The sequence below is a fragment of the Streptomyces sp. NBC_00258 genome, assembly GCF_036182465.1.
GTDB lineage: Bacteria > Actinomycetota > Actinomycetes > Streptomycetales > Streptomycetaceae > Streptomyces.
This window is the reverse complement of sequence record NZ_CP108081.1, coordinates 2962400-2977669: the sequence shown is the minus strand read 5'-3', so window position 1 is coordinate 2977669 and position 15270 is coordinate 2962400. Positions and strand designations below refer to the sequence as shown.

The following is a 15270-nucleotide window of genomic DNA, read 5'->3' as shown; positions in this document are numbered from 1 at the left end:
GCTGCGCAGTTCCCCGCGCCCCTTTTAGGGGCGCGGGGAACTGCGCGACAAGCCACAGCCGAGCCCGCCACCCGAAATCGCACCCCACGGGGTCCGGGGCGGAGCCCCAGGGGACGGGAACGGGTAGGGGCGGCGGGGGCGAGGTGGGTGGGGTCAGGCCGACACCGTCTCCCGGCCCGGTGACTCCTGGGGGACCCGCTCGCCGAGCAGTTCGGTCGGCACCTTGTGCGTTTCGCGGGCCGTGAGCGCCGCGATCACCGGCGGGACGCACAGCGCGGCGGTGAACAGGGCCACGGATGCCCAGTCGTCGCCGTCCGGGCCCGCGATCTGGGCGGCGAAGGTCACCGCGAAGCCGGCGATCGCGAAGCCGATCTGGGTGCCGATGGCCATGCCGGACAGCCGGACCCGGGTGGAGAACATCTCGCCGTAGAAGGACGGCCAGACGCCGTTCGCGGCGCTGTAGACGACACCGAAGGTGACGATGCCGAGGACCATGACCAGCGGGTACGAGCCCGTGGAGATCGCCCACAGATAGGCGACCATCAGCACACCACTGCCCGCGGCGCCGATCAGGAAGACGGGGCGGCGGCCGATGCGGTCGGACAGGGTGGCCCACAGCGGGATGGCCCCGAGGGCGACGAGGTTGGCGAGCGCGCCCACCCACAGCATCGACGTACGGTCCATGCCGACCGAGTCGCTGGTCGCGTACGACAGCGCCCACACCGTGAAGATCGTGCTGACCGAGGCGACGAGCGCGGCCGCGACCACCCTGAGGACGTCCGCCCAGTGGTCCCGCAGCAGCACGGCGAGCGGCATCTTCGCGACGCCCTCGGTGGCGGCCTGCTGGGTGAAGGTCGGGGTCTCCTCCAGAGTGCGGCGGATGACGTAGCCGACGACGGCTACCGCGATGCTCATCCAGAACGGCACACGCCAGCCCCAGGAGAGCAGCTGGTCCTCGGGGAGCGCGGCGACCGGGATGAACACCAGCGTGGCGAGGAGCTGGCCGCCCTGGGTGCCGCTGAGCGTGAAGCTGGTGAAGAAGCCGCGTTTGTTCGCCGGCGCGTGTTCCAGTGACATGGAGTTCGCGCTGGCCTGCTCGCCGGCGGCCGAGATGCCCTGCAGGACACGGCAGATCACCAGGAGCACCGGGGCCAGCGTGCCGACCTGGTCGCGCGTCGGCAGACAGCCGATGAGGAATGTCGAAAGCCCCATCAGGATCAGCGTGAAGACCATGATCTTCTTGCGGCCGACCTTGTCGCCGAAGTGCCCGAGGAACAGCGCACCGACGGGCCTGGCCGCGTACGCGACACCGAACGTGGCCAGCGACAGCAGGGTCGCGGTGGCCGGGTCCGACTCGTCGAAGAAGACCTCGGGGAAGATCAGCGCCGCCGCGCTGCCGTAGATGAAGAAGTCGTAGTACTCCAGCGCGCTGCCGATCCAGGCGGCCGTCGCAGCCTTCTTTGGCTGGCCGGGTGGCGCGTCGAGGGGCGCTGCGGGGACGGACACGGCTTGCTCCTTCGGGGGAACTCCAACGTAAGCGGAGTGAGCGGAGGGGGAGAAGTGCCGGATCCCTGGGGTGATGGGACGGCTGCGCCGGGGGCTGCCCGGCTAATTAACCCACTGGGTAGTTAGTAGCGGTTGGCTACGGATGTTGCGCTCACGTTTCCCGGGTGTCAAGAGGTCATACCGAAGGATCTTGCGGTGCGGTACCCGCGTCCCGCCTGCGCCCCTCCTGTGCCGCGCCGCGTTCTCAGTCCGCCGAGCGGTCCGCCGTCAGATAGGCGATGACCATGTCGCCCAGCATGTTGCGGTAGTGCTCGCGCTGGGCGGGATCGACCAGGTCGCGGCCGAACAGGGCGCCGAACGTGTGCCGGTTGGCGACCCGGAAGAAGCAGAACGAACTGATCATCGCGTGCAGGTCGACGGCGTCCACGTCGGCCGTGAAGAGGCCCGATTCCTGCCCCGACTCCAGGATGCGGCGGATCACGTCCAGGGCGGGCGAGCCGATCTTGCCGAGCTTCTCGGAGGCGGCGACGTGCTCGGCCCCGTGGATGTTCTCGATGCTGACCAGGCGGATGAAGTCGGGGTGCGCCTCGTGGTGGTCGAAGGTCAGCTCGGCCAGCCGCCGGATCGCCGCGACCGGGTCCAGGTGCTCCACGTCGAGTCCCTGCTCGGCCTCACGGATGACGCTGTACGCGCGCTCCAGTACGGCGGTGAAGAGCTGGTCCTTGCCGCCGAAGTAGTAGTAGATCATCCGCTTCGTGGTCCGGGTGCGGGCGGCGATCTCGTCGACCCGGGCCCCGTCGTAGCCGGCCCTGGCGAACTCGTGCGTGGCGACGTCGAGGATCTCGGCCTGGGTGCGGGCGGCGTCACGGATGCGCCCGTTCGGTCGTGCCGGTTCTTCGACGCTGGTCATCGGGCTTCCTTCGGGCGAGGGGCGTGTGCCCGAGATTCTAGAAGCAGGCCCCCGTACGAGGTTCCGGGTTGTCGGCCGGGCCTTCCCGTGGCCCCTCGATGCTGGTATAGCTAACGTACTAGTTCGTACATTAGTGAGCCGCTCTGGAGGTCCGTCGTGGTCGCCGTGGTCAAGGACTCGTATCTCGTCGGACTGATCGGCGCCGGGATCGGCCCGTCGCTCAGCCCGGCCCTGCACGAGCGGGAGGCCGACCGGCAGGGCCTGCGCTATCTGTACCGGCTGATCGACATCGACTCGCTCGGCGTCGGGCCGGAGGCGGTGGGGGATCTGGTGCGCGCCGCCCGCGACCTGGGCTTCGACGGGTTGAACATCACGCATCCCTGCAAGCAGCTCGTCATCGGGCATCTCGACGCGCTCGCCCCGCAGGCCGAGGCGCTCGGCGCGGTGAACACCGTCGTCTTCGACGGTGGGCGCGCGGTCGGGCACAACACGGATGTCACCGGGTTCGCCGCCTCGTTCGCCCGCGGGCTGCCCGATGCCCCGCTGGAGCGGGTCGTGCAGTTGGGCGCGGGCGGGGCCGGGGCGGCCGTCGCGCACGCCATGCTCACGCTCGGGGCCGGGCACGTCACCGTCGTGGACGCCCTGCCGGACCGGTCGGCCGACCTCGCGGCCTCGCTGAACCGGCACTTCGGTGCGGGGCGGGCCGCTGCCGCGGGCCCGGATCGCTTGGCGGCGCTGCTCGACGGTGCGGACGGCATCGTGCATGCCACGCCGACGGGGATGGCCGCCCATCCCGGGCTGCCGCTCCCGGGTGAGTTGTTGCATCCCGGGTTGTGGGTGGCCGAGGTCGTGTACCGGCCGTTGGAGACCGAGTTGTTGCGTGCCGCTCGGGGGGTGGGGTGTGCGGTGCTCGATGGTGGGGGCATGGCTGTTTTCCAGGCCGCGGATGCGTTTCGGCTGTTCACGGGGCGGGAGCCGGACGCATCGCGGATGCTGGCGGACATCGCTGAGCTGGCCGGGGCTGCCGGGGCTGCCGGGGCTGCCGGGGCACGGAGTTGAGGGCGCCCTGGGGATGGGGCGGTCCGGCTTGTGGGGCGGGTGCGGCTCGTCGTGGGTTGATCGCGCAGTTCCCCGCGCCCCTTGAGGGGCGCCTGTCCTCGACTCGTTCATAGAGGTTCGGCACCGAAGGAGCCCGTCATGCGTACGTCCATTGCCACCGTCTCTCTCAGCGGGGCCCTTACCGAGAAGCTCACGGCCGCGGCGCGGGCGGGCTTCGACGGTGTCGAGATCTTCGAGAACGACCTGCTCGCCAGCCCTCTCACGCCCGAGGAAGTGCGGGCCCGCTGTGCCGATCTCGGGCTGAGCATCGATCTCTACCAGCCGATGCGTGACATCGAGGGGGTGCCGTCGGAGGAGTTCGCGCGGAATCTGCGGCGGGCAGAGCACAAGTTCCGGCTGATGGAGCGGCTCGGGGCCGACACCGTGCTCGTGTGCTCCAGTGTGTCGCCGCTCGCCGAGGACGACGACGCGCTGGCCGCGTTCCAGCTGCGGCGGCTCGCCGAACTGGCCGAGGGGTTCGGCATCCGCGTCGCGTACGAGGCGCTGGCGTGGGGCCGCCATGTCAGTACGTACGACCATGCCTGGCGCATCGTCGAGGCCGCCGACCATCCCGCGCTCGGGACGTGCCTGGACAGCTTTCACATCCTGGCCCGCGGGTCCGACCCCAAGGGCATCGAGGACATCCCCGGGGAGAAGATCTTCTTCCTGCAGCTGGCCGACGCGCCGCTGATGGCGATGGACGTGCTGCAGTGGAGCCGGCACTACCGCTGTTTCCCCGGGCAGGGAGGCTTCGACGTCGCCGGGCTCGTCGGGCATGTGATCCGTACCGGATACGAAGGGCCGCTCTCGCTGGAGGTGTTCAACGACGTGTTCCGGCAGGCGGAGGCAGGGCCGACCGCCGTCGACGCGTTGCGCTCGCTGCTCGTGCTCCAGGAGAGCGTCGGCCTCAGCGAGCCGCCCGCACCCGTCGTACCGACCGGAATCGCCTTCGCGGAACTGGTCACCCCCGACGTCGAACCGCTGTCGGAGATCCTCGAAGCGCTCGGCTTCGCCCGCACGGCCCGGCACCGCAGCAAGCCGGTCGACCTGTGGCAGCAGGGCGAGGCCCGGCTGCTGCTCAACACGGGGCCGGCCGCACGACGGGACGGTACCCAGCTGGCCGCCGTCGGTCTGGAGTCTCCGGATCCGGCGGGCGCGGCCCGGCGGGCCGAGGCCCTGCTCGCTCCTGTGCTGCCACGCCGGCGCGCCCCCGAGGACGCCCCGCTGGACGCGGTCGCCGCACCCGACGGCACGGAACTCTTCTTCTGCTCCACGGACCGCCCCGACCTGCCCAGCTGGACCGGTGACTTCGAGCCCGTCGCGCACAAGCCGCCCGTCGCCGGGAGCGTTCACCGCATCGACCATCTGGCCCTCACCCAGCCCTGGCACCAGTTCGACGAGGCGGCCCTCTTCCACCGCAGCGTCCTCGGGCTCGGTGCGCAGGAGAGCGTGGACGTCGCCGACCCGTACGGACTGCTGCGCAGCCGTGCCGTCACCAACGCCGACGGCAGTGTGCGGATCGCCCTCGGTGTCGGCCCCGCCCCGAGCGCCGACGAGGGCGGCCGCGCCCAGCACATCGCCCTCGCGACCGGCGACATCGTCACCGCGGCCCGCCGGTTCCGGGACGCGGGCGGCCGCCTGCTGCCGATTCCCGCGAACTACTACGACGACCTCGCGGCCAAGTACGAGCTGGCCGACGGCGAACTGGAGGCGTACCGCGAACTCGGCATCCTCTACGACCGGGACGCGGACGGAGCCTTCCGCCACTGCTACACGGAGACGATCGGCCGTCTCTTCTTCGAACTGGTCCAGCGCGACGCCGGCCACCGCGGCTACGGCGCGCAGAACGCCCCGGTACGGCTGGCCGCCCAGCACATTCGGCGGCCGGTGCGCTGACTCCACACCGGGGAACCCTCTCTCACCGGATTCTCAACCTCCGCCAGGCCGGGCCCGATTGCACGGGCCCGGCCTGCCGCGTCCCCTAACACCGAGGATCGGCGGTGTGCAAGCAGGCGGACATTACCCACGAGTTGACATTGAAACGTCAAGATCCGCCGCTATCATCACTCCACTACGGAGCGACCGTCCGCCGACCACCACCCACGGCTGCACGGAATCGGCCACATCTCCCACTTACACCTGGCGCGGTCGGGCATGCCCGCACGCCCTCGTGCAGGACGGAAAGCAGCGCATCCATGGGCAACAACAGGGGCAGAGGGCTCCAGGCCAACGTCCTCGGCACGTTCGACACGGTTGTGATGGCGATCGCCGGCAGCGCCCCGGCGTACTCGCTCGCCGCGACCACCGCGGTCCTCGTCGGCGCGGTGGGCCTGGCCAGCCCCGCCGCGCTGCTGTACTGCGCGATACCCATGCTGGGCATAGCCCTGGCCTTCAGCTACCTCAGCCGGATCGACACCAACGCGGGCGCCAGCTACTCCTGGGTCGGCCGCACGCTCCATCCCTTCCTCGGCTTCATCAGCGGCTGGGCGCTGGTCGTCTCGGCCACCATCTTCATGGTCGCCGGTTCGCTGCCCGCCGGTTCGATGACGCTGTCCCTCTTCGACGAGGGGCTCGCGGACAACACGGCCCTGTCCACCCTGGTCGGCGCGGCCTGGTTCATCGCCATGCTGCTCGTCGTGCTGGGCGGCGCCCGGCTCACCGTCCGCGCCCAGCTGATCATGTCCGGTGTCGAGCTCGCCATCCTGGCCCTCTTCGCCGTCGGCGCCGTGCTCCACACCGACAACGCCCGGCCCTTCGACTGGTCCTGGCTCGGCTTCAGCCACTTCGACGGGGTGAGCGGCTTCGCGTCCGGCGCCCTCATCGCCGCCTTCTACTACTGGGGCTGGGACGTCACCTCCAACCTCAGCGAGGAGACCAAGGACAGCCGCCGCACCACGGGCCTCGCGGGCCTGATCGGCGTGGGCATCGTCTTCCTCCTCTTCGAGGCCTTCACCATCGCGGTCAACGTCATCCTCTCCTCGCAGCAGATACAGGAGAACGACGCCAACGTCCTCGCGGTGCTCGGCGAGGAGATCTGGCCGGGCTGGGGCGGCAAGCTGCTGATCGTCTCCGTGATGCTCTCCACCATCGCCACCCTGGAGACCACGCTCATCCAGGTCACGCGCTCGCTGTTCGCGATGGGCCGCGACCACACGATGCCCAGCGCCCTGGGCAAGGTGCACCGCACCTGGAACACCCCGTACGTCGCCATCAGCGTGGTCGGCACGGTGGCACTGCTGATGCTCGTGGCGTCCAACGCCCTGGGCAGCGTCGGCGACATCCTGGAGAACGCCATCGCCGCGATCGGCCTCCAGATCGCCGTCTACTACGGGCTCGCGGGTCTCGCGGTCGTCGTCGCCTACCGCAAGATGCTGCTGAAGTCGCCGTCCAACTTCCTCTTCGGCGGGCTGTGGCCGTTCCTCGGCGCCCTGTTCATGTTCTGGATCTTCATCGAGTCACTGAGCGACCTCAGCAACGCCTCGATCGCGATCGGCATCGGCGGCCTGGCCGTCGGACTCGTCCCCATGCTCTGGTACTGGCGCCAGGGCAGCGACTACTACCGGCCGGCGCATCTGGACGCCAGCGACGTCGTGGAGACCGAGTACATACCCGACGGCTACACCGCCGCGGAGGCGGAACGTTCCCGCGTCCACGAGGGTCTCCCCACCGACTTCTGAGAGGGGCCCCGATGGCGCGAGACCGCTTCAAGCCCGAATTCGACCCCGACTGCGGGGACGCGCCCCTCACCTCCGCCAAACAGGACATCGTCATCGGCCGCTGGCAGGGGCTTCGGCAGCTGCTGGGGGCCACCGGTCCCGCGTGGCTGTCGCGGGGCCACCGGATGCGGCTGCTCGCGCAGGCCTGCGCGAGCACCTCGACGGCCGAGTCCTGGCTGGCCGCCGAGCCCCACAGCGGCGACGCGCTGGTGCTGCGGGCCGCGACCGAGACGGCGCGGGCCTTCAACCTCGCCATCGCCGCGGGCCGGGGTGTGCCCATCGACCAGAACCGCGTCGACGCCGCGGTCATGGCCTGCCTCCAGGCCGCCGAGGCGTACGTCGACGACCCCACTCCGTGGATCTCGCTCATCGCCGTCGCGCGGCTCTACCCCACCGGGGTGCGCCGTCAGGAACTGGGGCGCTGGTGGGACGAGTTGCACTCGCGCGACCCGTACAGCGTGGAGGGCCATCTCCAGGTGCTGCACTACTACTCGGCGCGCTGGCACGGTACGCACGGGCTGATGTACGACTTCGCCCGGGACGCGGCCGGGGTGGCTCCGCCGGGGTGTGCGCTGCCGGTTCTCGTGCAGTTCGCCCGGGTGGAGGAGTACCGGTACATCCTGGAGGGGGTGAAGGGGCAGCACGGTTCCCTGACCGGGGTCAGCCAGCACTGGAACCACGACGGTGCCGTCAGTGACGTGCGGCGTACCTGGCAGCGGTGGATCACGGCTCGCTCCGACGCTCCCGTCGAGCCGGGGGAAGTGCACCAGCTCAACCACCTCACGCATGCGGCGTGTCATGCCGGGGTGCCGGACATCACCGCCTCGCTGTTCCGGATCCTCGGGCGGCGCGCCACGCGGACGCCCTGGTCCTACACGGGCGACCCGGAGAAACAGATCACGAAGTGGCACAACAACCCGAAGCACCGTGCGTGAGGCTCGGTAGGGCTTTTTTCGCCCCCGCCGCCCCTTCCCGTCCCGTCCCTGGGGGCTGCGCCCCCAGACCCCCGCTGTCGGCCTGAACGGCCTCGTCCTCAAACGCCGGACGGGCTGGTAGTCAGCCTCTCCGGCGTTTGAGGAGCGGGGGTTCGGGGGCTGGCCCCCGAAAGGGACGGGAATGGGTAGGGGCGGCGGGGGCGAGGAAACTACCCCGGCGGAAGGGCGTTCCACTCGCTGATGACCGGACGGTCGTGCTCCGTCGAGAGCCGACTCACCGTGCCGGTTCCGAGCTGGAACAGACGGCCGTCCGCGGCGGGCAGCCCGAGGCGCCGCGCGGTCAGGACCCGCAGGAAGTGGGCGTGCGCGACAAGGACCACGTCACCGTCGCCGAGCGATTTCTCCGCCCGGGCCAGGACATGATCCGCCCGAGCTCCCACCTCGGCCGGGGACTCGCCCGGATGCCCGTCCGGCCCCGCCGGCACCCCGTCGTTCCACAAGTACCAGTCGGGACGAGTGCGGTGGATGTCGACGGTGGCGATACCTTCGTACGCCCCGTAGTCCCACTCGTGCATGTCCGGATCGGACACCGCCCCGGTCAGCCCCGCCAGCTCCGCGGTCCGTATCGCCCGCCCGAGCGGACTGGTGAGCACGAGCGCGAAGTGCCGCCCGGCGAACAGCGGGACGAGGGACTTGGCCTGTTCCTCACCACGCGGGGTGAGGGGCAGATCGGTCCAGCTGGTGTGCCGGCCCGACCTGCTCCACTCGGTCTCGCCGTGACGGACGAGAAGAAGGTCGCCCATGACTACTGCTTCGCGGACTCGACGGCGTGGCCGCCGAACTGGTTGCGCAGCGCCGCGACCATCTTCATCTGCGGCGAGTCGTCCTGCCGGGACGCGAACCGTGCGAAGAGGGAGGCCGTGATGGCGGGCAGGGGCACGGCGTTGTCGATGGCCGCCTCGACGGTCCAGCGGCCCTCGCCGGAGTCCTCCGCGTATCCGCGCAACTGCCCCAGGTGCTCGTCCTCGTCCAGCGCGTTGACCGCAAGGTCGAGCAGCCAGGAACGGATGACCGTGCCCTCCTGCCAGGAGCGGAACACCTCGCGCACATCCGTGACGGAGTGCACCGCTTCGAGGAGCTCCCAGCCCTCGGCGTAGGCCTGCATCATGGCGTACTCGATGCCGTTGTGGACCATCTTCGAGAAGTGGCCGGCGCCCACCTTGCCCGCGTGGACGAACCCGGCGTCGCCCTCCGGCTTGAGCGCGTCGAAGATCGGCTGGACCTTGGCGATGTGCTCGGCGTCGCCGCCGACCATCAGGGCGTAGCCGTTCTGCAGGCCCCACACACCGCCCGAGACACCGGCGTCCACGAAGCCGATGCCCTTGGCCGCCAGCTCCTCGGCGTGCTTCTCGTCGTCCGTCCAGCGGGAGTTGCCGCCGTCGACGACGGTGTCCCCCGGCTCCAGCAGGTCACCGAGCTCGTCGATGACGCCCTGGGTGGCCGCGCCGGCCGGGACCATCACCCACACCACACGCGGGCCTTCGAGCTTCCCCACCAGTTCGGTCAGGCTGTTGACGTCGGCGAGGTCCGGGTTGCGGTCGTAGCCGATCACGGTGTGGCCCGCGCGGCGGATCCGCTCGCGCATGTTGCCGCCCATCTTGCCGAGGCCGATGAGCCCGAGCTGCATCGCAGTCATGTCAGTTCACTTCTTTCGGAGAGTGCGGTACGTGGCCACGAGGGCGGCGGTGGAGGGATCGAGACCGGGGACGTCGGCGCCCTCGGTGAGGGCGGGTTCGACGCGCCTGGCGAGGACCTTGCCGAGCTCGACGCCCCACTGGTCGAAGGAGTCGATGTTCCAGACCGCGCCCTGCACGAACACCTTGTGCTCGTAGAGGGCGATCAGCTGACCGAGCACGGACGGGGTCAGCTCGGCGGCCAGGATCGTGGTCGTGGGGTGGTTGCCGCGGAACGTACGGTGCGGGACCTGCTCCTTGGGCACCCCCTCGGCGCGTACCTCGTCGGCGGTCCTGCCGAACGCGAGGGCCTGGCCCTGGGCGAAGAGGTTCGCCATCAACAGGTCGTGCTGGGCGGCGAGTTCGGCACCCAGGTCGTCCACCGGGTTGACGAAGCCGATCAGGTCGGCCGGGATCGTCTTCGTGCCCTGGTGGAGCAACTGGTAGTACGCGTGCTGGCCGTTGGTGCCCGGCGTGCCCCACACGACGGGCCCGGTCTGCCACTCGACGGGGTTTCCCTCGCGGTCCACGGACTTGCCGTTGGACTCCATGTCCAGCTGCTGCAGGTACGCGGTGAACTTGGACAGGTAGTGCGAGTAAGGCAGTACCGCGTGCGACTGGGCACCGAAGAAGTCGCCGTACCAGACACCCAACAGCCCGAGCAGCAAAGGCGCGTTGGCCTCGGCAGGAGCCGTACGGAAGTGTTCGTCGACGATCCTGAAACCGTCGAGCATCTCCCGGAAGCGGTCCGGGCCGATCGCGATCATCAGCGACAGACCGATCGCCGAGTCGTACGAGTAGCGGCCGCCGACCCAGTCCCAGAACTCGAACATGTTGGCCGTGTCGATACCGAAGTCGGAGACCTTCTCGACGTTCGTGGACAGCGCCACGAAGTGCCGGGCCACAGCCTCCGATTCACCGCCGAGACCGGCGAGCAGCCAGGACCGTGCCGAGGTCGCGTTGGTGATCGTCTCGATGGTGGTGAAGGTCTTCGAGGCGACGACGAACAGCGTCTCCGCCGGTTCCAGGTCCCTCACCGCCTCGTGCAGGTCGGCACCGTCCACGTTCGACACGAAACGGACCGTCAGCTCGCGGTCGGTGAAGGCGCGCAGGGCCTCGTACGCCATCGCCGGACCCAGGTCCGAGCCGCCGATTCCGATGTTGACGACGTTGCGGATGCGCCTGCCCGTGTGGCCGGTCCACTTGCCGGAGCGGACCTGCTCGGCGAAGTCGGCCATCTTGTCGAGCACGGCGTGCACCTTCGGCACGACGTTCTCGCCGTCGACCTCGATCACCGCGTCGCGCGGGGCGCGCAGCGCGGTGTGCAGCACGGCCCGCCCCTCGGTGACGTTGATCCTCTCGCCGCGGAACATCGCGTCCCGCAGTCCGAACACGTCGGTGGCGGTGGCGAGTTCCTGGAGCAGCGCGAGCGTCTCGTCGGTGATCAGGTGCTTGGAGTAGTCGATGCGCAGGTCGCCGGCCCGTACGGTGTAGCGCTCGGCGCGCTCCGGGTCCGTGGCGAACAGTTCGCGCAGCTGCGGATGGAGGAGGGGTCCTGCGCGGTGGTCCTCAAGAGCCGTCCACTCGGGGCGGCGGGTGAGCCTGGGCGTCCGGGGCTCCGAGGAAGGCGTGTCAGGCACGGCTCTCCTCCCTTCCGGAGTCGTCACCGCGCAGGGCGACGGCGTACATCTCGTCCGCGTCCAGGCGCCGCAGCTCCTCGGCGATCAGCTCGGAGGTGCTGCGGACCTTCAGCGCGAGGGTGCGCGAGGGCTGGCCCGGCAGCGACAGCGTCGCGAGGGGACCCTCGGGGCGGTCGATGACGATCTCGCCGTTCTTGGTGCCGAGCCGGACGGCGGTGACGACCGGCCCCGCGGTCACGACACGCTCGACCGCGACCTGGAGGCGGGCCTCCAGCCAGCGGGCCAGCAACTCGGCGCTCGGGTTCTCGGCCTCGCTCTCCACGGCGGCCGAGGTGACCTTCGTACGGGCCTGGTCCAGGGCGGCCGCGAGCATGGAACGCCACGGAGTCAGCCGGGTCCAGGCCAGGTCGGTGTCGCCCGGCGCGTACGAGGCGGCACGGGCCTCCAGGGCTGCGAGCGGTGCCTCGACCGCGTACATGTCGGTGATCCGGCGCTGCGCGAGGGCGCCCAGCGGGTCCTTGGCCGGGACCTCGGGTGCGTCCACCGGCCACCAGACGACGACCGGCGCGTCCGGCAGCAGCAGCGGCAGGACCACCGAGTCGGCGTGCTCGGACACCTCGCCGTACAGCCGCAGCACGACCGTCTCGCCGGTGCCGGCGTCGGCGCCCACCCGGACGTCGGCGTCGAGGTGCGAGTTCGTGCGGTCGCGCGGGGTGCGGACGTGCCGCTTGATGACGACCAGGGTGCGCGAGGGGTGCTCGTGCGAGGCCTCCTCGGCCGCCTTGATCGAGTCGTAGGCGTTCTCCTCGTCCGTGACGATGACCATCGTCAGGACCATGCCCACGGCAGGTGTGCCGATGGCGCGGCGGCCCTCCACTAGGGCCTTGTTGATCTTGCTTGCCGTGGTGTCGGTCAGGTCGATCTTCATGGCCTGCGCCAGCTCCGTCCGTCTCGTGCGAGCATCTCGTCGGCTTCCCCGGGACCCCAGCTGCCCGAGGCGTACTGCGCGGGCCTGCCGTGCTTGTCCCAGTACTCCTCGATCGGATCGAGGATCTTCCAGGACTCTTCCACCTCCTGGTGCCGGGGGAAGAGATTGGCGTCGCCGAGCAGGACATCCAGGATCAGCCGTTCGTACGCCTCCGGGCTGGACTCCGTGAACGACTCGCCGTAGGCGAAGTCCATGGACACGTCCCGGATCTCCATCGACGTACCCGGCACCTTGGATCCGAAGCGCACCGTCATGCCCTCGTCGGGCTGGACGCGGAAGACGATGGCGTTGGCGCCGAGTTCCTCCGTGGCGGTCGAGTCGAACGGGGAGTGCGGGGCGCGCTGGAAGACGACCGCGATCTCCGTGACCCGCCGGCCGAGCCGCTTGCCGGTCCGCAGGTAGAAGGGGACGCCCGCCCAGCGGCGGTTGTCGACCTCCAGCTTGACGGCCGCGTAGGTGTCGGTCTTCGACGTGGGGTCGATGCCGTCCTCTTCGAGGTAGCCGGGCACCTTCGCGCCGCCCTGCCAGCCCTCCGCGTACTGCCCGCGCACGGTGTGCTCGCCCAGTTCCTCCGGCAGCCTCACCGACTTGAGGACCTTGAGCTTCTCGGTGAGCAGCGAGTCGGCGTCGAAGGCGATGGGCTCCTCCATCGCGGTCAGCGCCATGAGCTGGAGCAGGTGGTTCTGGATGACGTCACGGGCCGAGCCGATGCCGTCGTAGTAGCCCGCACGGCCGCCGATGCCGATGTCCTCGGCCATCGTGATCTGTACGTGGTCCACGTACGACCGGTTCCAGATCGGCTCGTACATCTGGTTGGCGAAGCGGAGCGCCAGGATGTTCTGGACGGTCTCCTTGCCGAGGTAGTGGTCGATCCGGAAGACCTGCTCCGGGTCGAACACGTCGTGCAGGACCTTGTTCAGCTCACGGGCGCTCTTGAGGTTGTGGCCGAACGGCTTCTCGATCACCGCGCGCCGCCAGGAACCCGCCGGGGCGTCGGCCAGCCCGTGCTTCTTGAGCTGCTTGACGACCTTCGGGAAGAACTTCGGCGGTACGGAGAGATAGAAGGCGTAGTTGCCGCTGGTGCCCCGGGACGCGTCCAACTCCTCGACGGCTGCTCGCAGTTGCTTGAAGGCCTGGTCGTCACCGAAGTCGCCGGGGATGAACCGCATGCCTTCGGCGAGCTGCTGCCAGACCTCCTCGCGGAACTCCGTCCGGGCGTGTTCGCGCACCGAGTCGTGGACGATCTGGGCGAAGTCCTCGTCCTCCCAGTCGCGCCGGGCGAAGCCGACGAGGGAGAAGCCCGGCGGGAGCAGTCCGCGGTTGGCCAGGTCGTAGACGGCCGGCATCAGCTTCTTGCGGGCCAGGTCGCCGGTGACACCGAAGATGACCAGACCGGAGGGGCCGGCGATCTTCGGCAGACGGCGGTCGCCTGGGTGGCGCAGGGGGTTGTCCCAGTCGGACGCGAGGTCCAGCGCCTGGGCGAGGGAATCGGGCCCGAGGCCGGCGGCGGTGGCGTCCGGCGCCTCCGGACTTGCGGTGGCGGTCGCGGCCGGTTTCTTTCCGGAAGCCTTCGCCGGGGCACCCTCGGGAAGCTTGTCGCTCATTCCCCTTCAACTCCCTTGCGGCTCAGTGAGACGGCGACCGCGTCGAGCAGTTCGCCCCAGGCGGCCTCGAACTTGGCGACGCCCTCGTCCTCCAGCTGCCGTACGACCTCGTCGTACGAGATGCCCTGCTTCTCGACGGCCTCCAGGTCGGCGCGGGCCTGGGCGTAGCCGCCGGTCACCGTGTCGCCGCGGATCTCGCCGTGGTCGGCGGTGGCGTTGAGCGTGGCCTCCGGCATGGTGTTGACCGTGCCGGGCGCGACCAGCTCGTCGACGTACAGCGTGTCCTTGTAGGCCGGGTCCTTGACGCCGGTCGAGGCCCACAGCGGACGCTGCTTGTTGGCGCTCCCTCCGAGGGCGGTCCAGCGGTCACCGTCGAAGACATCCTCGTACGCCTCGTAGGCGAGCCGCGCGTTGGCGAGCGCCGCCCTGCCCTTGAGCGCGAGGGCCTCGTCCGTGCCGGTCTTCGCCAGCCGCTTGTCGATCTCGCTGTCGACGCGGGAGACGAAGAAGGACGCCACGGAGTGGATGGCGGAGAGGTCGACGCCCGCGGCCCGCGCCTTCTCCAGACCGGCCAGGTAGGCGTCCATCACCTCGCGGTAGCGCTCCAGGGAGAAGATCAGCGTGACGTTGACGCTGATCCCGCGGCCGATGACCTCGGTGATCGCGGGGAGACCGGCCTTCGTCGCCGGGATCTTGATCATCACGTTCGGGCGGTCGACCAGCCAGGCGAGCTGCTTGGCCTCGGCGACCGTGGCCGTCGTGTCGTGGGCGAGGCGCGGGTCGACCTCGATGGAGACCCGGCCGTCCCGGCCGCCGGTCGCGTCGTACACCGGACGCAGGATGTCGGCGGCGGCGCGGACGTCGGCGGTGGTCATCATCCGTACGGCCTCGTCGACCGTCACGCCGCGCGTGGCGAGGTCGGCCAGCTGCTCCTCGTAACCCTCGCCCGAGCCGATCGCGGCCTGGAAGATGGAGGGGTTGGTGGTGACGCCCACCACGTGCCTGGTCTCGATGAGCTCGGCGAGGTTGCCGGACGTGATCCGCTTGCGCGAGAGGTCGTCCAGCCAGATGGAGACGCCTTCGTCGGAGAGGTTCTTGAGGGTTTCCGCGGTTGCGGTTGCTTGGGTCACAGTGATCATC

At 69.9% G+C, this 15270-nt stretch carries 12 protein-coding genes; 4 read left to right on the top strand and 8 right to left on the bottom strand.

Annotation, left to right across the window (positions count from 1 at the left end):
- Positions 1-153 precede the first annotated feature (153 nt).
- Together OG718_RS13445 and OG718_RS13440 are read right to left on the bottom strand one after the other, a co-directional pair.
- Positions 154-1506: an MFS transporter gene (locus OG718_RS13445; RefSeq protein WP_143640806.1), complete on the bottom strand. Its 1353-nt coding sequence runs from the start codon at positions 1504-1506 to the stop codon at positions 154-156.
- Positions 1507-1750: 244 nt separating this feature from the next.
- On the bottom strand, positions 1751-2416 hold the full coding sequence (locus tag OG718_RS13440; protein ID WP_143640805.1) for a TetR/AcrR family transcriptional regulator: 666 nt from the start codon (positions 2414-2416) through the stop codon (positions 1751-1753).
- Positions 2417-2581: 165 nt separating this feature from the next.
- On the opposite strand from OG718_RS13440, the gene OG718_RS13435 reads away from it, so the two are divergent.
- From OG718_RS13435 to OG718_RS13420, 4 genes are all read left to right on the top strand, one after another.
- Positions 2582-3475 (top strand): shikimate dehydrogenase, encoded by an 894-nt coding sequence (locus OG718_RS13435; RefSeq protein WP_328847752.1) that lies wholly within the window; start codon positions 2582-2584, stop codon positions 3473-3475.
- Positions 3476-3613: 138 nt separating this feature from the next.
- Positions 3614-5410 carry a bifunctional sugar phosphate isomerase/epimerase/4-hydroxyphenylpyruvate dioxygenase family protein gene (locus tag OG718_RS13430; RefSeq protein WP_143640804.1) on the top strand — a complete coding sequence of 599 codons (1797 nt, stop codon included), beginning with the start codon at positions 3614-3616 and terminating at the stop codon, positions 5408-5410.
- Between the two features lie 299 nt (positions 5411-5709).
- Positions 5710-7191, top strand: coding sequence for an APC family permease (locus OG718_RS13425; RefSeq protein ID WP_143640803.1), 1482 nt, complete (start codon positions 5710-5712; stop codon positions 7189-7191).
- Between the two features lie 11 nt (positions 7192-7202).
- Complete coding sequence (locus OG718_RS13420; RefSeq protein WP_143640802.1) at positions 7203-8165, top strand: hypothetical protein; 963 nt, start codon at positions 7203-7205, stop codon at positions 8163-8165.
- Between the two features lie 209 nt (positions 8166-8374).
- Here the strand turns inward: OG718_RS13420 and OG718_RS13415 are convergent, their stop codons facing one another.
- From OG718_RS13415 to tal, 6 genes are read right to left on the bottom strand one after another with little or no spacing between them, the layout of a single operon-like run.
- On the bottom strand, positions 8375-8968 hold the full coding sequence (locus tag OG718_RS13415; protein WP_143640801.1) for a histidine phosphatase family protein: 594 nt from the start codon (positions 8966-8968) through the stop codon (positions 8375-8377).
- A 2-nt stretch (positions 8969-8970) separates the two neighbouring features.
- Positions 8971-9852, bottom strand: coding sequence for a phosphogluconate dehydrogenase (NAD(+)-dependent, decarboxylating) (gene gnd / locus OG718_RS13410; RefSeq protein WP_143641035.1), 882 nt, complete (start codon positions 9850-9852; stop codon positions 8971-8973).
- Positions 9853-9867: 15 nt separating this feature from the next.
- Complete coding sequence (pgi, locus tag OG718_RS13405) at positions 9868-11538, bottom strand: glucose-6-phosphate isomerase (RefSeq protein WP_328844233.1); 1671 nt, start codon at positions 11536-11538, stop codon at positions 9868-9870.
- Entirely contained in the window at positions 11531-12466 is a 936-nt protein-coding gene (gene opcA, locus OG718_RS13400) for a glucose-6-phosphate dehydrogenase assembly protein OpcA (RefSeq protein ID WP_143640799.1), read from the bottom strand. Before opcA ends, pgi begins: the two co-directional genes overlap by 8 nt.
- Entirely contained in the window at positions 12463-14130 is a 1668-nt protein-coding gene (gene zwf, locus OG718_RS13395) for a glucose-6-phosphate dehydrogenase (RefSeq protein WP_328844232.1), read from the bottom strand. Before zwf ends, opcA begins: the two co-directional genes overlap by 4 nt.
- Complete coding sequence (tal, locus tag OG718_RS13390; RefSeq protein ID WP_143640797.1) at positions 14127-15269, bottom strand: transaldolase; 1143 nt, start codon at positions 15267-15269, stop codon at positions 14127-14129. The genes zwf and tal overlap by 4 nt, the downstream gene beginning before the upstream one ends.
- Position 15270: the final 1 nt, after the last annotated feature.